At 62.0% G+C, this 21229-nt stretch carries 18 protein-coding genes; 8 read left to right on the top strand and 10 right to left on the bottom strand.

The window, feature by feature from the left end:
- Positions 1 to 36: 36 nt before the first annotated feature.
- On the top strand, positions 37 to 1719 hold the full coding sequence (locus I8N66_RS02435) for an iron ABC transporter permease (protein WP_291149272.1): 1683 nt from the start codon (positions 37 to 39) through the stop codon (positions 1717 to 1719).
- 299 nt (positions 1720 to 2018) lie between these two features.
- Here I8N66_RS02435 and I8N66_RS02430 read toward each other — a convergent pair whose 3' ends face one another.
- Positions 2019 to 3971 (bottom strand): acetoacetate--CoA ligase, encoded by a 1953-nt coding sequence (locus tag I8N66_RS02430; protein WP_291149269.1) that lies wholly within the window; start codon positions 3969 to 3971, stop codon positions 2019 to 2021.
- A gap of 152 nt (positions 3972 to 4123) precedes the next feature.
- Between I8N66_RS02430 and I8N66_RS02425 the strand changes: the two genes are divergently transcribed.
- Positions 4124 to 5980, top strand: coding sequence for an AsmA family protein (locus I8N66_RS02425; protein ID WP_291149266.1), 1857 nt, complete (start codon positions 4124 to 4126; stop codon positions 5978 to 5980).
- Between the two features lie 88 nt (positions 5981 to 6068).
- On the opposite strand, the gene I8N66_RS02420 is transcribed toward I8N66_RS02425, so the two are convergent.
- The 4 genes from I8N66_RS02420 to I8N66_RS02405 all read right to left on the bottom strand — a co-directional run bounded on the left by I8N66_RS02420 (position 6069) and on the right by I8N66_RS02405 (position 10094).
- Positions 6069 to 6887 carry an ABC transporter permease subunit gene (locus tag I8N66_RS02420; RefSeq protein ID WP_291149263.1) on the bottom strand — a complete coding sequence of 273 codons (819 nt, stop codon included), beginning with the start codon at positions 6885 to 6887 and terminating at the stop codon, positions 6069 to 6071.
- A 3-nt stretch (positions 6888 to 6890) separates the two neighbouring features.
- Positions 6891 to 7802, bottom strand: coding sequence for an ABC transporter permease subunit (locus tag I8N66_RS02415; protein WP_113536378.1), 912 nt, complete (start codon positions 7800 to 7802; stop codon positions 6891 to 6893).
- 4 nt (positions 7803 to 7806) lie between these two features.
- Complete coding sequence (locus tag I8N66_RS02410) at positions 7807 to 8949, bottom strand: ABC transporter ATP-binding protein (RefSeq protein WP_162768676.1); 1143 nt, start codon at positions 8947 to 8949, stop codon at positions 7807 to 7809.
- Positions 8950 to 9053: 104 nt separating this feature from the next.
- Entirely contained in the window at positions 9054 to 10094 is a 1041-nt protein-coding gene (locus I8N66_RS02405; protein WP_365886704.1) for a polyamine ABC transporter substrate-binding protein, read from the bottom strand.
- 136 nt (positions 10095 to 10230) lie between these two features.
- Here I8N66_RS02405 and I8N66_RS02400 point away from each other — a divergent pair, with 136 nt between their 5' ends.
- Positions 10231 to 10425, top strand: a complete 195-nt coding sequence (locus tag I8N66_RS02400) for a hypothetical protein (RefSeq protein ID WP_291149255.1) — start codon at positions 10231 to 10233, stop codon at positions 10423 to 10425.
- A gap of 55 nt (positions 10426 to 10480) precedes the next feature.
- A complete protein-coding gene (locus I8N66_RS02395; protein ID WP_291149252.1) occupies positions 10481 to 11464 on the top strand; it encodes a fatty acid desaturase family protein in 984 nt (327 codons plus the stop codon).
- On the opposite strand, the gene I8N66_RS02390 is transcribed toward I8N66_RS02395, so the two are convergent.
- Entirely contained in the window at positions 11458 to 12867 is a 1410-nt protein-coding gene (locus I8N66_RS02390) for an XRE family transcriptional regulator (protein WP_291149250.1), read from the bottom strand. The two genes, I8N66_RS02395 and I8N66_RS02390, sit on opposite strands and share 7 nt — an antisense overlap.
- 228 nt (positions 12868 to 13095) lie before the next feature.
- On the opposite strand from I8N66_RS02390, the gene aceA reads away from it, so the two are divergent.
- The 3 genes from aceA (at position 13096) to I8N66_RS02375 (ending at position 16136) form a co-directional block, all read left to right on the top strand.
- Positions 13096 to 14385, top strand: a complete 1290-nt coding sequence (gene aceA / locus I8N66_RS02385; protein WP_291149247.1) for an isocitrate lyase — start codon at positions 13096 to 13098, stop codon at positions 14383 to 14385.
- A 120-nt stretch (positions 14386 to 14505) separates the two neighbouring features.
- Positions 14506 to 14745 (top strand): hypothetical protein, encoded by a 240-nt coding sequence (locus I8N66_RS02380; RefSeq protein WP_034800815.1) that lies wholly within the window; start codon positions 14506 to 14508, stop codon positions 14743 to 14745.
- A gap of 281 nt (positions 14746 to 15026) precedes the next feature.
- Positions 15027 to 16136, top strand: coding sequence for a LuxR C-terminal-related transcriptional regulator (locus I8N66_RS02375; RefSeq protein ID WP_291149238.1), 1110 nt, complete (start codon positions 15027 to 15029; stop codon positions 16134 to 16136).
- A 68-nt stretch (positions 16137 to 16204) separates the two neighbouring features.
- Here I8N66_RS02375 and I8N66_RS02370 read toward each other — a convergent pair whose 3' ends face one another.
- Entirely contained in the window at positions 16205 to 17074 is an 870-nt protein-coding gene (locus I8N66_RS02370; protein ID WP_113536385.1) for a LysR family transcriptional regulator, read from the bottom strand.
- A gap of 104 nt (positions 17075 to 17178) precedes the next feature.
- On the opposite strand from I8N66_RS02370, the gene I8N66_RS02365 reads away from it, so the two are divergent.
- On the top strand, positions 17179 to 17367 hold the full coding sequence (locus I8N66_RS02365; RefSeq protein WP_291149233.1) for a hypothetical protein: 189 nt from the start codon (positions 17179 to 17181) through the stop codon (positions 17365 to 17367).
- Between the two features lie 96 nt (positions 17368 to 17463).
- Here the strand turns inward: I8N66_RS02365 and I8N66_RS02360 are convergent, their stop codons facing one another.
- From I8N66_RS02360 to I8N66_RS02350, 3 genes are all read right to left on the bottom strand, one after another.
- Positions 17464 to 19986, bottom strand: coding sequence for a HAMP domain-containing methyl-accepting chemotaxis protein (locus tag I8N66_RS02360; RefSeq protein ID WP_113536387.1), 2523 nt, complete (start codon positions 19984 to 19986; stop codon positions 17464 to 17466).
- Positions 19987 to 20339: 353 nt separating this feature from the next.
- Entirely contained in the window at positions 20340 to 20486 is a 147-nt protein-coding gene (locus tag I8N66_RS02355) for a hypothetical protein (RefSeq protein ID WP_223726446.1), read from the bottom strand.
- Positions 20487 to 20721: 235 nt separating this feature from the next.
- A partial coding sequence (locus I8N66_RS02350) for an NAD(P)/FAD-dependent oxidoreductase (protein WP_291149228.1) occupies positions 20722 to 21229 on the bottom strand: 508 nt, incomplete at its 5' end.

Here is a 21229-nt window from a genome sequence, read left to right as displayed (position 1 = left end):
TTGGCTTTCCTGCCGTCTCGCTTCGGAATCGATCGATTGCAGTCCACCACTCAGAGAACAAAGCGGCGTCTTGCACGTGCAGGGACCGGTCTTTCCCATCCACTCCTGGCGACCTGGGCCGGCCTGACGTCGGTAATCGTGCTGATGCCGATCATCGCGATCGCGTGGCTCGCCGTATCAGGCGGAGGCGGCAACTGGCCGCATCTCATGGAGAACGTCATTCCGCGGGCGACCGGGCGAACGCTGCTCCTGGTTTCGCTGACCGGTACCGTCACAGCGGTTGTCGGCATCCTGACCGCCTGGCTGGCCGCAAGCTGCGAGTTTCCGCTTCGCCGATTTCTGTCCGCCGCCCTGGTACTGCCGCTCGCCATTCCCGCCTATCTCGCGGCATATGCTTTCGGTGAGCTCTTCACATTTACCGGACCGGTGCAGAGCCTGATCCGCTTCATTTTCGGCTTCAAGACAAGCCGCGACTACTGGTTTCCGGATATCCGCTCGCTCGGCGGCGCGGTGCTGGTGCTGAGCTCCGTGCTCTACCCTTACATCTATCTCGCCTGCCGCTCGATGTTCCTGATGCAGGGACGAGCGGCTGCGGACGTCGCGCGCACACTCGGCGCCGGTCCGCTGAAGGTGTTCTTCCGCATCCAGATCCCGATGGCCCGTCCGGCGATCATGATCGGCCTGACGCTGGTGGCGATGGAGACCCTCAACGACATCGGCGCCGTCGAGTTCCTCGGCGTGCAGACGCTGACCTTCTCGATATTCGATACCTGGCTCAATCGCGGCAGTCTCGCGGGCGCTGCACAGATCGCCTGCATCATGCTTGTCTTCGTCATCGGCCTGATGATGATCGAGCGGGCCGCACGCCGCCGCCAGCGCTTTTCGAGCCAGAAGACGACCTCGGCCGTGCATGACGCTGTCCGGCTGTCGCTCACCGGGTGGAAGAAATGGGCGGCAATGTTCGCCTGCCTCCTGCCCGTCCTCTCCGGTTTTGCGGTGCCGTTCTTCATCCTCGGGAACTTTGCCCTGAAGCGAATCGACCAGTTCCTGGAGCCTCGTCTTCTGAACGCGCTCTTCCACAGCATCCTGGTTTCGGGTGCGACGGCGATGGTCACGGTGCTGCTCGGCTTCGTGCTGGCCTATGCGGCCCGCACCGGGCATTCCAGGGTATCCGACACGGCCGGGCGGCTCGCCTCCTTCGGCTACGGTGTGCCCGGCACGGTGCTGGCGATCGGCGTGCTCTTTCCGCTCGCCGCCCTCGACAATGCGATCGACGCCGGCATGCGGGAGACCTTCGGCATTTCGACCGGCCTGATGATGACGGGTACGGGCTTTGCCATCATCTACGCCTGCAGCGTGCGCTTCCTCACCATGGCGGAAGGCTCGCTCGAAGCCGGCTTCCAGAAGCTCTCTCCGCATCTCGACATGGCCGCGCGCGCGCTCGGGCGCACGGGCGGACAGACCTTGCGCACCGTGCTCCTGCCAATGATGCGTCCCGCCGTTCTGACGGCGGCGTTGCTCGTCTTCATCGAAACGATGAAGGAGCTTTCGGCGACAATCATGCTGCGCCCCTTCAACTTCAACACGCTCGCCACCCTCGTCTACGAGGACGCGTCGCGGGCGAAGGTCGAGGATGCCTCGGTTGCCGCGATGATCATCGTCATCGCCGGCATGATCCCGGTCATCGCCGTTTCGCGGTCCCTCGAAGGGCGATCCTGATCGACTGGCGAGGCCTGCTCCGCTCTCTTCCGACGGCAGCAACGGCACAAAAAAAAGGTGGCTGGGAGGCCACCTCGATAGTCGAATGCTAAACCAACAAGTGCTCGAGAAGGGATGACATCATGTCAGCGGCGGCATCGCTGCCAAGCGCCGAACTACATCGACCGGCCTCAAGTTGACATGACCATGCGCCCCTAATTCTTAACAAGACCTTACCAGGCGACTCCGCAATTTTAGTGATTTTTCAGCAAGTCTGAAGGCTTGGTTAATTCCGGGAGCGCCAAGAAGTTAACGCGCCCTCAATTCTTAAGGGCCTCGAGCCCGGCAAAAAGGTCGAGCGCTTCGGGGTTGGCGAGCGCCTCCTTGTTCTTCACCGGACGGCCGTGCACGACATCACGAACGGCGAGCTCGACGATCTTGCCCGACTTGGTGCGGGGAATATCGGTGACCGCGATCACCTTCGCTGGCACGTGGCGCGGCGACGCGCCGATGCGGATGCGGTTCTTGATCGCCTTCGTCAGATCATCGGTGAGTGCGAGGCCCGATGCGAGGCGGACGAACAGAACGACGCGCACATCGTCTTCCCAATCCTGCCCGATGCAGAGGGCTTCTGCGACCTCTTCCATCTGCTCGACCTGATTGTAGATCTCGGCGGTGCCGATGCGCACGCCACCCGGGTTCAACGTCGCGTCGGACCGACCGTGAATGACAATGCCGCCATGTTCAGTCCATTCGGCAAAGTCGCCATGGCACCAGACGTTGTCGAAGCGCTCGAAATAGGCGGCGCGATACTTGGCGCCGTCCGGGTCGTTCCAGAACATCACCGGCATCGACGGAAACGCCTTGGTGCAGACGAGCTCGCCCTTTTCGCCGCGCACGGACTGCCCCTCATCATTCCAGACGTCGACCGCCAATCCGAGGCCGGGTCCCTGGATCTCGCCGCGCCATACCGGCTTCAGGGGATTGCCGAGCACGAAACAGGAGACGATATCCGTGCCGCCGGAGATCGAAGCGAGCTGGACGTCCGACTTGATGCCTTCATAGACGAAGGAGAAACCTTCCGGCGACAAGGGCGAACCGGTGGAGGTGAGCAGCCGCAGGGTCGAGAGGTCATGCGTTTTCGCCGGCACGAAGCCACCCTTGCGGACCGCATCGATATACTTGGCCGACGTGCCAAACACGGCAAACTTCTCGGCAGCAGCGTAGTCGAAGAGCACGTTGCCGTCGGGATAGAAAGGCGAGCCGTCAAAGAGGCAGAGCGTGGCGCCAACCGCCAGGCCTGAGACCAGCCAGTTCCACATCATCCAGCCACAGGTGGTGAAGTAGAAGAGCTTTTCGCCACGGCGAAGACCGCAATGGAAACGGTGTTCCTTCAGGTGCTGCAGCAGGGTGCCGCCGGCCGAATGAACGATACACTTGGGAACACCCGTCGTGCCCGATGAAAACAGCACGTAGAGCGGATGGCTGAAAGGCAGCCGTTCGAAGGTCAGGGCCTTGGCCGCGAAGGGCGCTATGAAAGCCTCAAGGGTCCGGCCGTTCTCAACCGAGGCGGCGAGCGCGGCGCTGTCGCCGGCATAGGGGACGATCAGCGCCGGCACCGACAGGGCCCTGGAAACGGCGCCCACCTTCGCATCGACGTCCTGACGCTTGCCGTTGTACCAGTAGCCGTCGCAGGCAATGAAGAGTTTTGGCGCGATCTGGCCGAACCGGTCGAGAACCCCCTGTTCGCCGAAATCGGGAGAGCAGGAGGACCAGATCGCTCCGATCGAGGCTGTCGCCAGCATCAGCGCGATGGTTTCCGGCATGTTCGGCATCATTGCCGCGACACGGTCGCCGGGACCGATATCCAGCGCCTTCAGCGCCTGCTGCAGGCGCGAGACCAGGGCGCGCAAGTCATCCCAGGACCAACGGTAGCTGACCTTGTCCTCGCCACGGAAGACGAGCGCGTCGCCGCTACCGGTTTCGCGAAGCAGGTTTTCGGCGAAGTTCAGTTTTGCTTCGGGGAAGAAGCGCGCGTCGAGCATCCGGTCGCCGTTGACGAGGGCCGTCACGCCGCGTTCGCCGATGACGCCGCAATGGTCCCAGACAGCAGTCCAGAAATCGCCGCGCTCGGCCACCGACCAGGCATGGAACGCGTCATAATCCGCAAAGGTCAGGCCGAAGCGTTCGCTGCACCAGGCGATGAATTCGGCCATGGGGCTGTGTTCACGGATTTCGGGACTCGGAACCCACAACGGCTGCTCTGCTTGCATGCTTTCCTCCACTCCTGCTCCACGCCCTCTATACCATGCTGCATCGCAAAATAAACAGCACCCGCGGTCGCATCGGCATCGCGCTGGCGACATTTACCTGTCTGTTTCCTGTCTGTCGCATTTGATTTCTGAGGACCGAAGGCCTATCCAACATGCGTGATCCAAGCGACGGCGACCAGGCAGACATGATACGGAATTTCCTGCATACGATGCGCGACGCACGCCTGTGGTCGCGGCTGAGGCGCCGTCATTTCCTTTGGCCCGCCGCGCTCGGCGTCGGGCTTGCCGTGGGCTACAATGCCGCCCTGCCCCTGCTGATTTCGACCACCGATGTGCGTCCGACGATGGAGCACATGCTCGACGCCTGGTCCGGCGGGAAAACTCGCATCGAAGGCAAGCCCGAGATCCGCTTCTGGCCACACCCGACCCTCACCCTGCGTTCGGCGACCATCGAGACCGCGGACGGCACTGCGCGCAAGCTCGCGCATATCGGCAGCATCACTGCCTCCTTCAGCCTGCTTTCCGCCATCGATGGCGACCCGGAGCTCGAGGACATCCGCCTGATCGAGCCGGTCGTGACGCTGGAAAGACGGACGGATGGCACGCTCAACTGGCAACGCCCACGCTGGCTGGATAAAACGGAGAAGCCGACCTCCGGCGACGATACCCCCTTCGGTGACGTCACGGTCGAAAGCGGACGCCTGCAGGTCATCGACCTCATCACCAATCGGACGCATGAATTTTCCGGCATATCCGGTACGGTCAAGTGGCCGTCCTTCTCCGAACGCCTGAGCGCGCAGCTCTCGGGCAGCCTTGGCGGTCAGCTGGTGAGCTGGACGCTCGACTGCAACGAACCGCTGGCGCTGCTTGCCGGCCGCGATACGACACTCAGGACATCGCTTGCCTCTATTCCGCTGAACCTTTCATTCGAAGGCATTGGCAGCCTGTCGCAGAAGCCGATCAATTCGGGCCGGCTCCAGCTTTCGACCGCGTCCTTGCAAACGCTTGTCGCGTGGTATCAGGGGAAGTCCGACCCTGCCCTGCCGGACAGCAGCCTCAACCTCAGTGCCAGCGTCACGGCCAGTGACCACTCGCTGAAATTCGATGAGCTGCAGGTGGCCCTGGGCGGCGCCAACGCGACCGGTGTTCTCGACATCTCGACGCCTGCGAACGACACGCCTCGGATCGAAGGCACGCTCGCCTTCGACCACATTGCACTCAACGGCTTGCAACCCATCATCGACCAGTTGCCGTCGGAACCCGACGACATTGCAAAGCAGCTTCGCGACGTTTTCGTGCGGACCTGGCGTGCCGATGTCCGCCTGTCGGCGCAAGAAGCCCTGGTCGGTCCGTTGCGGCTGGTGGACCTGGCCGCCGGCATCATCATCGACCATGGGCGCGCCTCCATCGACATTGCCGACAGCACCTATGCCAATGGCCGGCTTAGCGGCCGGATCGCCGTTTCGGAAGCGGGATTGGCGAAAGGCGGCAAGCTGGAGCTTGTGCTGAAGAATGCCGACCTCGCGGCAGCGCTTGCGGATTTCGGATTTACCGGACCGATTCCAACCGGCCGAGGCAACGTCAATTTCGATCTGGTGACTGATCGTCCGTTCTGGACCGAGCAGGCCGCCGAGGCTTCGGGCCGCATCAGGCTTTCGCTTGCCAACGGCAGCCTCACCGGCTTTGACGCAAACGCCTTCGCGGACCTGGTGAGGGCGGGCGAGTTCTTCTCGCTGGCTCAGGCGAGCGATGGTAGCTTCTCTTTCCAGACGGCAGACATCGAAGCCAGCTTCGGCCAGGGGTCGGCGCGCCTGAACCAGGCGCTCTTCACCGGCCAGACCGGCAGCCTTTCGGTCAACGGCGTCATTCCCTATCGCAGCGGCAGCCTCGCGCTCGCCGGAACCTTCATCGACACGCTCAATGCCGGACAGAGGCTGCGCTTCTTCGTCGGCGGCTCCTGGCCGAATGCTGTGATCTCGCCCCTGTCGGTGCTCGGCGAACCCAACTGAAACGGCCGGCGTCAGGGACACCGGCCGTTGGCTTGAAAATCAGGACGAACGCAAAGCAATCTTCCGCCAGGCGCAGAGCCGCATCGGTTCAGGATTGGGCAAAGGCGGCCCGTTCGTCACGCTCGCGCTGTACCTCGCGCTGCTTGGTGACGATGGAGGCGACGACCACCCCGATCGCGACGACACCGATCAGGATCGTGCAGATCGCGTTGATTTCCGGCGTCACGCCAAGCCGCACCTGACTGTAGATCTTCATAGGCAGCGTGGTTGCACCCGGTCCGGTCGTGAAGCTCGAGATCACGAGATCATCCAGCGACAAGGTGAAGGCCAGCACCCAGCCGGAAAACACCGCCGGCGCAATGACCGGCAAGGTGATCGCGAAGAAGGTCGCAACCGGGGTCGCCCCAAGATCGAGTGCTGCCTCTTCGATCGACCGGTCGAAGCTCAGGAGCCGCGACTGCACGACCACGGCAACGAAGCACATGGTGAAAGTGATGTGCGCCAGCGTGATCGTCCAGAAGCCGCGGTCGAGACCGATGGCCACGAACAGCAGCAGCAGCGACAGGCCGGTGATCACCTCGGGCATGACGAGTGGCGCATAGACCATGCCGGAGAACAGCATGCGACCGCGAAAGCGCGTGTAGCGAACGAGCGCGATCGCTGCAAGCGTTCCAAGCACGGTTGCACAGGTCGCCGAGATCAACGCGACGCGAATCGTCACCCAGGCAGCATCGAGCAGCGCCTGATTGTGCCAGAGTTGCGTGTACCACTTGGTCGAAAAGCCGGCCCAGACCGTGACGAGCTTCGATTCGTTGAAGGAGAAGATAATCAGAAGCACGATCGGCAGGTACAGGAACCCGAAGCCGAGAACGATCGAGGCGATGTTGAAACGTGACCAGGTGCCCATGACCTACCTCCCCTCGCCATCGGCTTTCGCCTGCGCGTTCTGGAAATAGACGATCGGCAGCACCAGGATCAGCAACAGGATCGTCGCCACGGCCGAGGAAACCGGCCAGTCGCGGTTGGCGTTGAACTCGTTCCAAAGCGTCTTGCCGATCATCAGCGTCTCCGAACCGCCGAGCAGATCGGGGATGACGAACTCGCCGACCGCAGGAATGAAGACAAGCAGGCAGCCGGCGACCACGCCCGCCAGCGACAATGGGAACGTCACCCGCCAGAAGGCGGTGAACGGCGTGCAGCCGAGATCGAGCGCCGCTTCGGTCAGCGAGTGGTCCATCTTCTCCAGTGAGGAGTAGATCGGCAGCACCATGAAGGGCAGGTATGAATAGACGATGCCGATATAGATCGCCCAATTGGTGTTGAGGATGATCAGCGGCTGGTCGATGACGTTGATGCTCATCAGGAACTGGTTGAGCAGACCCTCGGGCTTGAGGATCGCGATCCAGGCGTAGACGCGGATCAGGAAGCTCGTCCAGAACGGCAGGATCACCAACATCAAGAGCGTCGGCCGAATGGTCTTCGGCGCCTTCGCCATGCCGTAGGCGACCGGATAGGCGATCAGCAGCGTCAGCACGGTCGAAACCGCCGCAATGATGACGCTCGACACATAGGCATTGAAGTAGAGGACATCCTCCGTCAGCCAGACATAGTTGTCGAACGAGAATTCTCTCGCCTTTTCAACGATGCCGGACAGGCCGCCAAAGAGATCGAAGACCGGCGTATAGGGCGGCATCGCCACTGCCGTCTGCGACAGCGAGATACGGAAGACGATGAAGAAGGGGATGAGGAAGAAAAACAGTAACCAGGCATAGGGGATGATGATGACGAGGCGGCTGAAGAGAGCGGAGGCGACACGTGTCATGGTCTCAATCCTTCAGAACGACGCCGGCGTCTTCGCCGAAGGAAACCCACACTTCCTGATCGTAGCCGAGCGGATCCTCGACGGCGCGCACCGCATTCAGCGACGACGCCTTGATCACGCGTCCGTCCTTCAGACGCACGTGGAAAACGGTCATGTCGCCGAGATAGCCGATATCCCAGATCTCACCCTGCACCGTGTTGACGGGGGCGTGGGCCGGCGGCTGCCGGCTGACGCGGATCTTTTCCGGACGGACGGCGACGGCAGATTTTCTGCCGGCAGCCGGCGTTTCGGGGGACGCCATGCGGATGGGAAAGCCATTGGTGCCTTCGAGGCGCACATAGCCACCCTCTGCTCCGGAGACGGCTCCTTCGAAGATGTTGACGTCGCCGATGAAGTCCGCGACGAAACGGGAATTGGGCGCCTCATAGATTTCGGCCGGGGTCGCAACCTGGATGACCTTGCCGTGGCTCATGACGGCGATGCGGTCCGCCATGGTCATCGCCTCCTCCTGGTCGTGGGTCACGACGACGAAGGTGAGACCGAGCTCCTGCTGCAGGTCCATCAGTTCGAACTGGGTCTCCTCGCGCAGCTTCTTGTCGAGCGCGCCGAGCGGTTCGTCGAGCAGCAGCACCTTCGGCCGCTTGGCGAGCGAGCGGGCGAGTGCCACGCGCTGGCGCTGGCCACCGGAAAGCTGGTGCGGCTTGCGCTGGGCAAACTTCTCGAGCTTCACCAGCTTCAGCATCTGCGCCACGCGCGCTGCGATGTCCGCCTTCGGCATACCGTCCTGCTTCAGTCCGAAGGCGATGTTGTTCTCCACCGTCATGTGCGGAAAGAGCGCGTAGGACTGGAACATCATGTTGACGGGCCGCCGGTAGGGCGGGATGCCGGCCAGGCTCTGGCCGTCGAGAATGATCTCGCCCGACGTTGGCTGCTCGAAGCCGGCGAGCATGCGCAGAAGCGTCGATTTTCCGCAGCCCGAGGCGCCGAGGAGCGCAAAGAACTCGCGCGTGTAGATGTCCAGCGAAAGGTCGTCGACAGCGGTAAAGTCGCCGAACCGCTTCGTCACGTTCTTGAAGGAAATGAATGGCTTGGAAGCGGGATCCGCCCAAGGGGCAAAGGACCGCCGGATACTGCCGAGAGACTTCATCATCTATCCCCGAATGATACAGCCGATGGGCACTCTCGTTTTCCCCGGTGCCCCCTTAAGAAAATTGCCCGGATTTTGAGGTCCGGGCAATTCGTTTTCCGCTCTTACTGGCCGGTTACGACCTTTGTCCAGAGTCGGGTCAATACCCTCTGTTCTTTCGCCTCGAAGGGCGTCACCGTGAACAGTTTCTGCATCACCTCGTCCGACGGATAAATGGCGCTGTCTTCCAGAACGGCCTTGTCGAGGAACTGCTGCGAGGCCTTGTTGCCGTTAGCATAGAAGACATAGTTCGATGCCTTGGCCACGACTTCGGGCTTCATCATGTAGTTGAGGAACGCATGGGCTTCCTCGACGTGCGGTGCATCGGCAGGGATCGCAAGCATGTCGAACCACATCTGCGCGCCCTGCGAGGGGATCGCGTAGTCGACGGTCACACCGGCCTTTGCTTCGGCCGCACGGTCGCGGGCCTGGAAGACGTCGCCGGAGAAGCCGATTGCGAGGCAGATGTCGCCGTTGGCGAGCGCGTTGATGTATTCCGAGGAATGGAACTTGCGCACATAGGGACGGATGCTCGCCAGCAGCTCAGCCGCCTTTTCCAGATCGGCAGCCTCGTGGCTATCCGGATTGAGGCCGAGATAGGCGAGCGCCGAAGGCATGACGTCGGTCGGGGAATCGAGGATGTGGATGCCGCAATCCTTGAACTTCGCCGCCAGTTCCGGCTTGAAGATGACGTCCCAGTTGGGCTTCTCGTCGGTACCGAGGATCGCCTTCATCTTGTCGACATTGTAGCCGATGCCGGTGGTGCCCCACATGTAGTCGATGGCATAGTCGTTGCCCGGATCGTACTTGGCCGTACGATCCATGATCACATCCCACATATTGGAAAGGTTCGGCAGCTTCGACTTGTCGAGCTTCTGGAACACGCCGGCAGCGATCTGCCGCTGCAGGAAGGTCGCCGTCGGCACGACGACGTCGTAGCCCGAACCGCCCGCGAGCAGCTTCGTCTCCAGGATCTCGTTGGAATCGAAGACGTCGTAGACGACCTTGATGCCCGTCTCCTTGGTGAAGTCTTCCAGAATGCTGCTGTCGATGTAATCCGACCAGTTGTAGACGTTGACCACGCGCTCCTGCGCCGAGGCCAGCATGGTCGAACCGGCCAGGACGGCTGCCGCCAGGGTTGTGACGATGAGCTTGGACATACAACTCCCCTTTTGATTTTTCATATCGGGCCCGGCATGCCGGGCACCGTCTATCCGCTTCGCTCAGGCCGCGAGGTTAGGCATGTTTCTCGATAACCTCAAGCGCTTTCGTGCCAATAAAAGGCGCCGTCGCATCGGCCAACGGTTTTCACAAGTCAAGGAAAATCGGGCACTTATGGCGAAGCGCCGCACCCCTCATCAAACCGGGCGGCAGCGTCCACCGCAGTTAACCATGTCCATGCTCGACATGTACGGACCGACGTTTACAATTGATTAACCATAACCGCCGTGCGATTTTCGCTCCGGTTGTGCATCAAAGTACGGGTATTGCGATGGGCGAGAAGATCATTGGCGAGAAGGCCATGGGCGGGCGGAGCCGCAGGATCGACCCCAAGGAATTGAAACGCCTTTCCGTGCTCGAACCGCGAAAGGCGCTGAGCGCGATCGCCTTCGATTGGGCGATGATTTCAGCGGCAATCGCCGTCAGCGAATATGCCGGCAATCCGCTTGTCTACCTGATCGCCGTGGTGCTGATAGCCGGACGCATGCACGCGCTCGGCTGCATGATCCACGAGGCTGCGCATTATCGCATCATCCGCAACCGAAAACTCAGCGACTGGATGAGCGATCTCCTGCTCGCCTGGCCGGTGCTTGCGACTGTCGACGGCTACCGCCAGAACCATCTCGCCCATCATCAGCACGCCAATACCGACGCGGATCCGGACTGGACCGCAAAGCTCGGCATGCCGCAATTCACCTTTCCGCAGAAGCTTGCGCGCGGAGTCACCCAGTTGTTTGGCTATCTCGTCGCGGTCAACTCGCTGCGCGACATGCTGCATATGGCCAAGCGCATGGGAAAGAACGACCGCTCGACGCTTCAATACAAGGTCCTGCGCATCGGTTTCTATGTGGCCGCGGCGGCGATCTTCACGCTGCTCGGTATCTGGCGGGAAGTGGCGCTCTACTGGGTGGTGCCGTTCCTTACGTTCTTCTGCCTGTTTCTCTATATACGCAGCGTCGCCGAACACTTCGGCAGCATGGACTACAGCGACGAATTGACGAGCTCTCGCACGGTCTATCCGCATGCCTGGGAGAAGCTGTTCTTCGCCCCCCACCACATCAACTACCACCTCGAGCACCATCTCTATCCCGGTGTGCCGTTCTACAATCTGCCGGAGCTGCACGCGATCCTGATGCGCGACAGGACCTATGCAGACAAGGCGCACATTACCCGGGGCTACACGACCGGACTGCCGGCGGAATGCTTCGCGCCGAACGCACCGCTGCTGCCGAACCAGCACCCCGTCAGCTACTGAAAATCAAAGACACTGAGGCCGGTCGCCATCTCATCGAGACCGAGCGGCCGCGTGACCGGCGGTTCGGCACGCGCGAGGCAGCCCTGCCGCTCGCAGAGCCGACAGGCAGCACCAATCGCGACCGCCGGCGGCAGCGTCGAACCGTAGACCACCTCATCAGCGAAGGATGCTTCGCAACCGAGCAGCAGGGTCGTGCGCCGGACCCGCTCCTGGAACGCCGCCTGCGGGCCGTCCAGTGTGCGTGCCACCGTCAGAAACGCAGCGCCATCGGGCATTTCGACACGATCGACCAGAACCTGCCCGGGCACCGAGAATGCGGCATGGATATTGAGCTTCGGACAGCCGCCGCCGAATTTCGCCTGCGGGAAGCCTGATGCACCGGCCCGCCGCAGGCGGTGGCCGGCATTGTCGATCTCCATCAGGAAGAACGGCACGCCCTGCGCTCCGGGGCGCTGCAGCATGGTCAGCCGGTTGGCGGCCTGCTCGAAGGAGACCTGAAAGCGGGCGCGCAACATATCGACATCATATTTCGCGCGCTGCGCCGCGGCGAGGAAGGCGGCATAGGGCATCATCAGCGCATGCGCGCCATAGCGCGCAAGCTCGAAGCGAGCGATACGGCGCGCCTCCGCAGTCGAGAAACGCAAGGGCTCGAGTTCCGCGATGATCGCGTCGTGGCAGGCGATCGATACCGCCTCCATGGCGATCTCGCGCAACTGGTCATAGGGCGACAGCCGTTCGGAGATGAAAAGGCGCATGGAATGGCGGTCAAAGCGCCGGCGCAGGTTGGGCATCGCATGCACCGGCAGGCTGCGCACCACCAGGCCATGCTCCTTCTTCAACCAAGTCTTCAGAGCGCCCACAAGGTCATCGCCAGGCGACAGCGCCTCATGGAAGGCTTCTGCTGCCGCCTCGATTGCAGCAAAATGATTGGGCCGGGCTTCGAATGTCTCGCGCACCTCGTCCATCGGCAGCCGCGTGCCCGAAAGCGCTTCCATGTGCCCCTGCCCCGCCAGGAGATCGGCGAGGTCCTTGAGGCGAGCCGCCTGCTCGCGATAGGCGCGGTAGAGCTTGACGACACCGCCGGCGGCATTGGGGGCGGCTTCCGCCACCTCGATCAGTTCCTGCTCTCCCGGCAGTTCCGCCGAGAGAAGCGGATCGGCGAAAACCTCGCGCAACTGCGCGAGGTTGCCGCCGGTTTCCCCCTGCAACTCGTCGAGATCGACCTTGTAGACCGAGGCGAGTTTCAAAAGCAGCTGCACCGTCAAGGGCCGCTGATTGCGCTCGATCAGATTGAGGTAGGACGGCGAGATCCCGAGCGCATCGGCCATGGCCGTCTGTGTCAGCGACAGGCCATTGCGGATACGCCTGACCCGCGGCCCGGCAAAGATCTTGTTTTCGGCCATTTGTAATTACCTTTACAAGTTCTGCCGCACAACACGATTTACACTTTTTACAAATTTACTTCGCACTTCTGTCAAAAGCAAGACAAGATAACCTTTTTGATCTCACCATTTCTCTGTTTCCATTAGCCGAATGTCGCAGCGCAATGTAAAAACTGTCACATGAACTCGAAACGAAAAGCACCGAACGACAAAAGTCGAATGGATGCCCGGTTTTGACGGGAGGATATAATGACTGATTTTTACAAGCTTGTTCCGAGCGCGCCGCAAGGCCGCTTCGATGGCATCGAACGCCCCTATGGTGCAGAGGCCGTGAAGCGGCTGCGCGGGTCGGTCGAGATCCGCCATTCGCTGGCCGAAATGGGCGCGAACCGCTTGTGGAAACTCATTCACGAGGATGACTTCGTCAACGCTCTCGGCGCGCTCTCGGGCAACCAGGCCATGCAGATGGTCCGCGCCGGCCTGAAGGCGATCTATCTATCCGGCTGGCAGGTTGCTGCCGACGCCAACACCGCTTCGGCCATGTATCCGGACCAGTCGCTCTATCCGGCCAATGCCGCACCCGAGCTTGCCAAGCGAATCAACCGCACGCTGCAGCGCGCCGACCAGATCGAGACCTCCGAAGGCAACGGCCTTTCGGTCGACACCTGGTTCGCGCCGATCGTCGCCGATGCCGAAGCCGGCTTCGGCGGTCCGCTCAACGCCTTCGAGATCATGAAGGCTTTCATCGAAGCGGGTGCCGCGGGTGTCCACTACGAGGACCAGCTCGCTTCGGAAAAGAAGTGCGGTCACCTCGGCGGCAAGGTTCTGATCCCGACGGCGGCCCATATCCGCAACCTGAATGCGGCGCGGCTTGCTGCCGACGTCATGGGCACACCGACGCTGGTCATCGCCCGCACCGACGCGGAAGCGGCCAAGCTCTTGACCTCCGACATCGACGAGCGCGACCGTCCCTTCGTTGATTACGATGCCGGCCGCACAGTCGAAGGCTTCTATCAGGTGAAGAACGGGCTCGAGCCCTGCATCGCCCGCGCGGTGGCTTATGCGCCGCATTGCGACCTGATCTGGTGCGAAACATCGAAGCCGGACCTGGAGCAAGCCCGCAAGTTTGCCGAGGGCGTGCACAAGGTGCATCCGGGCAAGCTGCTCGCCTACAACTGCTCGCCGTCGTTCAATTGGAAGAAGAACCTCGACGACGCAACGATCGCCAAGTTCCAGCGGGAGCTGGGCGCGATGGGCTACAAGTTCCAGTTCATCACGCTTGCCGGCTTCCATCAGCTGAACTTCGGCATGTTCGAGCTGGCGCGCGGCTACAAGGCGCGGCAGATGGCCGCCTATTCGGAGCTGCAGGAGGCGGAGTTCGCAGCCGAGGCCAACGGCTACACCGCCACCAAGCACCAGCGTGAGGTGGGCACCGGCTACTTCGACGCCGTTTCGATGGCGATCACCGGCGGCCAATCCTCGACGACCGCCATGAAAGAATCGACCGAACACGATCAGTTCCGCCCGGCCGCAGAGTGAAAGCCCGGCGGGAGCGCGGCAATCCCTGCCCGCTGCGCTCCTGCCGATCCCCAGAAATTGGGGCGGGATGCGGACGGAACCCGCATCCCATTCCAGCCTCGAACCTCAAGGAGAAGTCCAATGACAGTCCAGACACGCGTCAAGGAACGGGCCGAGGAGCAGTCTTCGGCAATGACCCCGGACCAGCAGGCTGCGATCCGCATGGTCGCCAACGACCTGCACCGCCTCAACCAGTCCGTCATGAAAGCCGTCGACGCCGGCGTATCGGTCGAGCTCGTTCGCTCGGCCCGCCACCACGGCGGCGAAGGCAACTGGGGCGATCTTCTGATCCCCGTCATCGTTACACAGGGCCGGCCGTGATGCTGATCGCGATGATGCTTGCGATGGCCCTGCTTTCGTCAATTTCATTTCAGCCGCTGGCCGCAATCAGAGCGACGAAAGCAATTTCAGGTTGATTTTTACGTCTATCAAAGCGACGATATGACGTTGCACGAGATCGGAATGGCCGGCGAGAATGCCGGCCATTCATGGTTGCAACACTGAATCGTGATTCAACGCTTGCCTTTGAACTGCCATTTCAAGTTGATCGGTCGCCTTGCAGCGGGTTACATTAGCCTAGCCTATTTGAGCTAGGGGCAAGCATGTATCGATCGACGAAAGCTGCCGATACGGCCGAACTGACGGAGCTGATCTACGGCGCCGCCTTTGGCGACTGCAGCTGGCAGGACTTTCTCGACCGGCTGACGACGACCATGCCCGACGGGCGCTCGGCACTGCACTACCACGATCTGACATCGCCAGCCGCCTGCGTGCCCTACGTCTCCGGCTTTACCCCTGATGCGATCGACCAATTCAACAACCACTTCGCGGCGATCAACCCGTGGATTCCGAAGTCGGTGCTCGTGCCGGTGGGGCGGGGTCTCTCCGGCGAACACATCGTCTCGCGCGCGGACCTCATCAAATCGGAGTTCTACAATGATTGGCTGAAGAGCCAGACCGGCTGCGAGACCACTGTGGGCGTGACGATCGTGCGCAGCCCGACCCGCACATTGCTGGTATCGACCTGCACATCGTCGACGGACGAAGAGGTCAACCAGCGGGCAGCCGATCAATACACCCAGCTTGCTCCCCATCTGAAGCGCGCCTTCGACTTCCTGCGGCGGCGTGACCTGATGATAGCCGAACAGCATGAGGGCCGGACGCTGCTGGATACGATCGGCGTCGGCGTCATCTATGTCGGCGACAATCTCCGCATCCGTTCGATGAACGACAATGCCGAACAGATGGCGGCCAAGGGCTCTCCGTTTCGCGTCACGCACAACGGGCGCCTGTTCATGGACGAGCCGGAAACCAATGCGACGCTGGAGCTGCTGGCCTCACCGGTCGGCGCCGCGGCGCAGCCGCAGGTTCGCATCGTCACGACCGCGGAGGATGGCGCTTTCCGGATCACCCTGGTCCGGCGAAGCGCCAACATCTTTACCGAACTTCTGGATGGCCCCACGGTCGCGGTGCTGATCGAGCCGGCGACGTCACTCGTTTGCGACCAACGCCTCGACCATCTTAAGGACAGCTACGGCCTCACGCCGGCCGAAATCCGCATCGCCTCCGGCGTCGCCGCCGGCCTGACGCTGAAGGAAATGTCGCACGCCAACGGCGTCAGCTACGAGACGATCCGCACCCAACTGAAAAGCATCTACGCCAAGACCCGGGTCAATTCCCAGGCTGCCCTCGTCAAACTCCTGATGCGTTGAACAAGCGCCAAGATTTCCAATCTAACAGCTAAGCGCGCGGCCTGGATGCCGGCTGGGTGCCCTCCTGTTCAGCCGCGACGCGGTCGTTTTCCGGCAAAGACGTCGGCATGGCTGCGCAACAGCTTCGTCATGCGGTCGACCACCGTGCGGATTTCCCTTCGGTGCCGGTCCTCGTTGTTCATCACGATCCATTGCCGGTGCCGCAGCGCCGGGATCTCCTCGCCGGCGCGTTCCAGCATCGGGTCGAGATCACCGACGAAACAGGGCAGCACAGCGCAACCGGCGCCGGCGCGGGCGAGATCCAAAAGCGAGCGCGGCCGCGTGATCGTCGCGACGATCCGGCCGTCTGCCTGCTGGTGCGGCCAACGAAGATAGGCCGAGATCGCCTCCTCTTCGCCCACCGCCACCCACCGGGAGCTGACAGCCGAAGGCGCGTTCTTCTGGCGGTAGGCGGCATAGGCGACGTCACCGACCGGGCTCGCCGCCAGATAGGTCTCCTCGGGCTCGAATGCGCGGATGCCGATGTCGGTCTCGCGATAGGCAAGGCTGGCCCGCGTCTCGCCGACGGTTATCGCCAGGTTGAAGCCGTCCCTCTCGCTGCAGAGCGCCGGGAAGTTCTCGGCAAGTAGCCAGGCGATCCAGGTGCCGACGGTGATGCGGACGGTCGCGCCTTCACCCTCGCGCCGCCAGCTCTCGACCCGGCGCGCGGCGGCTTCCATCTCCTGGAGCTGCTCGAAAAGAAGCTCGCCATCGCCCGTGAGCTGGTAGCCGGTCTGGCTGCGCAGGAACAGGGCGCGCCCGGTTCGCTCCTCGAGCTCCAGCATCCGCCGCCCGACAGTGGCGGGGCTCGAGCCGAGCGTTTGCGCCGCTCCGGTCAGGCCGCCCGTGCGTGCCACGCTCATGAAACAGCGGTAGATATCCCAATCCAGGTTTTTCATGGCTGAAAAATATAGGCCGTTATCCGGTGTATGTAAAACTGCTTTTGATGCATAAAAGAGGTGATGCCCACCACATGAGGAGCATCACGATGGAAATGATGGCAATGGTCTATATCGCCGACATGGCCCTGAAAAACAGGCGTTGGGACGAAGACTTCGATCCGAAGCCGCTGGGATATTTTCGGCGCCTGTTCAACGCCTTGACCGCCAGGATCGCAGAGCGACGCATGAGGCGCGTCGGCGCTGAAAAAAAGAGCACCGCGGAGCCCTGCGGCCACGCGGTGCAATGTTAGCCCCTGCCGTTGTTATGTCGCACGGCGATTCCGGTTTGCCGTGCCTTCGCCGGAAGACGGAACGTCCGCCGTCAGCGAATTCGATAGCCGGTCGCCTCAGGCGGCCCGGTAGTTGTACTCGTCTGCTTCCGGCTCCAGGCGGAACTGCTCGACAAGCATCATCAGCGTGTCCGCCTGGTGCGCGAGCGACCGGCTCGTCGCCGTCGCTTCCTCGACCATGGATGCGTTCTGCTGTGTCATCTGGTCCATCTGGTTGACCGAGCCGTTGACCTCGTTCAAGGCCACGGCCTGATCGCGGCTTGCGGTCGCGATCATCTCGACGTGCTGGCTGACGGTGACGATCTGCGCGCTGATCGATGCCAGCACTTCGCCGGTTTCCTTGACCAGGTGCGAACCCGCATTGACCTCGGTCGTCGACTTGTTGATGAGGCCCTTGATTTCGCGCGCGGCCTCTGCCGAACGCTGTGCCAGTTCACGCACTTCCTGGGCGACAACGGCAAAACCCTTACCCGCTTCACCCGCACGCGCCGCCTCGATGCCGGCGTTCAGCGCCAGGAGGTTCGTCTGGAAGGCGATGTCGTCGATCACCTCGATGATCTGCTCGATCTGGCGCGAGGCGTCCTCGATGCGTCCCATGGCGGCGATCGCGTTGGTGACGACGGTGGCCGAACTGTCGGCGCTGCGCTTCGTCTGGATCACAGCATGGTTGGCTTCTCCGGCGCGTTCGGCCGACGAGCGAACGGTCACGGTGATCTGGTCGACGGCGGCGGCGGTTTCTTCGAGCGATGCGGCTTGCGCTTCGGTCCGCTTCGACAGCGAGTCCGCGGCATGGTGCATGCTGGAGCCGCTTTCCTGGATCGCCTGCGCATTGGCACGGATCTGCGAGAGCGTATCCTGCAGGCGGATCAGCGAGCCGTTGAAGTCTTCGCGCAACTGTTCGAGACGTCCGTGGAAGGGAACCTCGATCTGGCGCGAGAGGTCGCCCTGCGCCAGGCGACCGAGGCCGGCCGCAAGCTCGCTGACGGCCAGATCGATCTGGCGATCGAGTTCGCGCTTTTCCTGGTCGTTGCGGCTGCGCTCCATATCGGCGCGTGTCCGCTGCTCTTCGCTCTCGGCCTCGATGCGCACCTTGGAAAGCGCGTTCTCCTTGAACACGCCGAGCGCACGCGCCATGTCGCCGATTTCGTCGCGACGGGCATCGCCGTCGATTGCGGTGTCGAGGCGACCATCTGCGAGGCGACGCATGGCAGCGGTGATCTGGCCGATCGGCTTCTTCAGCGTCAGCGTCAGCGCAATGCCGGCCAGCAGCGCGATGACGACGCCGGCGACGGTTGCAGCGACCGAGATCTGATTTGCTTCCTGGCGCTCCGTTCCCGCAGCCACCTTCTGCTGCTCGGCAAAGCCGGTGAGATCGCCCCAGATCTGGTCGATCGACTGGCCGGCGGCGTCGAAGTCCGAGGTGCGCTTAACGGTGATTTCGACGAGTGCTGCGGCATCCTTCTTCATCGCCGTCAGGATCGGCATCAGCGTATCGGCAATCTTGTCGAAGGAAGCGCCATCGCTGGCAACGCCACGCAGCGTCGCCATGTTCTGCTGAACGGCAAGTGACTTGTCGAGCAGCTTCTGGCGGTTCTCTTCGTTCGTCTGCCCCATGAAGGTCGCAGCGGAGATCTGGATGTCCGTGATCGACGCGGCGAGCCGGCGGGTTGCGGTCAACACCGATTCCGTCGTGACGATCTGCTCGTCGAGCTCGGCGAAAATGCGCGTCGCATCACGCATCTTGCCGACCGATGCTGCCTCCAGGCGGAAGCTCGCGGTGCGGAAACGGTCGACGTACTTGGAGATACCGGCAAGCGTTTCCGGACCGGCCGGCGCCTTTAGCAGCGAGCCGATCTCGCTCGAGGCCGAGGTGATCGTTTCGGTGAGCGACTTCTCGTCCTTCGGCAAAAGGCGGAAGATGTCGCGCTCGGTGCGGCCGATCATCGGGAAACGTTCCTTGACGGCCTTCAGCTTGTCGTCGACGGTGATCGCCTTGCTGACTTCGGTGCCGAATTCATTGAAGAAGCGGCTGGCGCGCATCAGCTTCTCGGCTTCGCGCAGCATGGTCTTGGCGGCGTTTTCGTTCTTCCGCACGGCGTATTGCAGCCGGTTCGATTCCTCGTTGATCTTGGAGCGCTCGATCAGCAGTGCGTCGAGGTTCGCCGCCATCGCGGCGCGCAGCTCCTGTTCACCGACATGCAGCTTCCAGAGGCCGTCAATACGCGCCTCGATGTCGTTTGTCGCGGCGATTGCGGCCGTCAGCTCGTCCTGGCCGCTCTGGCCGGCGACCTGCGCGGCCGTCGCGGCAAGCACATCCTTCTGGGCCGAAATCTTCGACTGGACCGCTTGCCTGGTTTCCTCGGTCGTCGAATGCAGGAAGGCGTTCATGCCCGCATAGACATCCTTGAAGCCGCTCAATGTCTGCAGCACGCTGTTGGAAATCTCCATGCGGCCCTGAAGCAGGCCGGATGCATAGAGGCCGGTGATACCGACGGCACAGATGCTGACGACGAAAGGCAGGATGAAAAAGAGCACCTTCGTCTGGATCTTGAAACGGGCAAGAATTCTATCAATGAACATTGAAAACACCTTGGCTCGCAGCTCGCATTCGCCTCCCCCGACGGCTCGAGACGTCTGCGCGTTCCACGACAGGGCGTGAAGGCGCGAACGATCGAGAGCCACCCGATGCGCAAACAGGCTGATGTTTTTCGGAAAATCATACGGCGCACGCCGCAAGTCCGTCGGCAATCATTGCGGATCCGCGCCACCCCTCCAGGCAGCGCGAACCTGACGAAACTCACATCGTCGTACTATTCAATTTGAACGATTAAAAATTATATAAGCGCAATCGCCTGCGGCGGAAAATCCGAAGGGGCGCGGGGGCGCTTACGCTGCGCCCCATGGAACCGGCCGCTAGGGCCGGTCGCCGGTGATCAGAACCAAAGGGCCGGAATGGCTGCGAGCGCGGCTACGGCGAAGAAGGCGATCAGTGCGAGGCGCGTGACAGCGGCCTTCTGCTGACGGCTTTCGTCGGTACGGGCAATCGCGATGGCGCGGGAACGGCGGCGTGGTTCGTTCATGGCATCCTGTCCTTGTCACATCGACCAGCAACCATCGGCCCGGATGAACCGGCTTGCCAGTCACACACATATTGCAGCCATGCCGTGGCGGAGGAAAGTCAAAAAATAGGAAACAGTGTTATTTCCGTTTATGTGACAATCCGATCTCACCAACCGTCGGCTGTGCCGACGAAAATAAAGGTTTGATCAAATCCGTTAACAATTGCTGAAGCGCGACCCACCAAAAGCAGGGAGATCAGGCGTCCTGCCCGGCAGCTAAACCCGATGCCCAGGCCCATTGGAAATTGTAGCCGCCAAGCCACCCGGTCACATCGACGCATTCGCCGATGAAGTAGAGGCCCGGCACCGCCTTCGCCTGCATCGTCTTGGAATCGAGCCCATTGGTGTCGACGCCGCCGAGTGTGACTTCAGCGGTGCGATAGCCCTCCGATCCGGCTGGCTTGATCGTCCAGGCCTGGATCGAGGCCGCAAGCTGATTGAGCGACTTGTCCGAGAGGTCGGCCAGCTGACGGCCGGTGAGCTTCGCGCCATCGGCGAAGAACTGTGCGAGCCGGCGTGGCAGGATGTCACCAAGCGCCGTCTGCACCGCCTGCTTCCCATGGCTGCGGCGGATTTCTTTCAGGATCGCGGCGATGTCGATGTCCGGCATCAGCCGCAACTCGATCTCCTGTCCTTCGCGCCAATAGGAGGAGATCTGAAGGATCGCCGGGCCGCTCAGGCCACGGTGGGTAATCAGCACCGCT

Source organism: Ensifer sp. SSB1 (assembly GCF_016652895.1).
Taxonomy (GTDB): domain Bacteria; phylum Pseudomonadota; class Alphaproteobacteria; order Rhizobiales; family Rhizobiaceae; genus Ensifer.
The sequence above is the reverse complement of the archived record's forward strand: the minus strand, read 5'-3'. Positions and strand labels throughout refer to the sequence as shown.

Coding starts and splice junctions, on each gene's coding strand:
- I8N66_RS02420 (WP_291149263.1), bottom strand. CDS start 6,887: ATGGGCACCTGGTCACGTTTCAACATCGCCTCGATCGTTCTCGGCTTC.
- I8N66_RS02425 (WP_291149266.1), top strand. CDS start 4,124: ATGCGTGATCCAAGCGACGGCGACCAGGCAGACATGATACGGAATTTC.
- I8N66_RS02370 (WP_113536385.1), bottom strand. CDS start 17,074: ATGAAAAACCTGGATTGGGATATCTACCGCTGTTTCATGAGCGTGGCA.
- I8N66_RS02355 (WP_223726446.1), bottom strand. CDS start 20,486: ATGAACGAACCACGCCGCCGTTCCCGCGCCATCGCGATTGCCCGTACC.
- I8N66_RS02395 (WP_291149252.1), top strand. CDS start 10,481: ATGGGCGAGAAGATCATTGGCGAGAAGGCCATGGGCGGGCGGAGCCGC.
- I8N66_RS02380 (WP_034800815.1), top strand. CDS start 14,506: ATGACAGTCCAGACACGCGTCAAGGAACGGGCCGAGGAGCAGTCTTCG.
- I8N66_RS02415 (WP_113536378.1), bottom strand. CDS start 7,802: ATGACACGTGTCGCCTCCGCTCTCTTCAGCCGCCTCGTCATCATCATC.
- I8N66_RS02405 (WP_365886704.1), bottom strand. CDS start 10,094: ATGCTGGCCTCGGCGCAGGAGCGCGTGGTCAACGTCTACAACTGGTCG.
- I8N66_RS02365 (WP_291149233.1), top strand. CDS start 17,179: ATGGTCTATATCGCCGACATGGCCCTGAAAAACAGGCGTTGGGACGAA.
- I8N66_RS02430 (WP_291149269.1), bottom strand. CDS start 3,971: ATGCAAGCAGAGCAGCCGTTGTGGGTTCCGAGTCCCGAAATCCGTGAA.
- I8N66_RS02360 (WP_113536387.1), bottom strand. CDS start 19,986: ATGTTCATTGATAGAATTCTTGCCCGTTTCAAGATCCAGACGAAGGTG.
- aceA (WP_291149247.1), top strand. CDS start 13,096: ATGACTGATTTTTACAAGCTTGTTCCGAGCGCGCCGCAAGGCCGCTTC.
- I8N66_RS02375 (WP_291149238.1), top strand. CDS start 15,027: ATGTATCGATCGACGAAAGCTGCCGATACGGCCGAACTGACGGAGCTG.
- I8N66_RS02410 (WP_162768676.1), bottom strand. CDS start 8,949: ATGAAGTCTCTCGGCAGTATCCGGCGGTCCTTTGCCCCTTGGGCGGAT.
- I8N66_RS02390 (WP_291149250.1), bottom strand. CDS start 12,867: ATGGCCGAAAACAAGATCTTTGCCGGGCCGCGGGTCAGGCGTATCCGC.
- I8N66_RS02400 (WP_291149255.1), top strand. CDS start 10,231: ATGTTTCTCGATAACCTCAAGCGCTTTCGTGCCAATAAAAGGCGCCGT.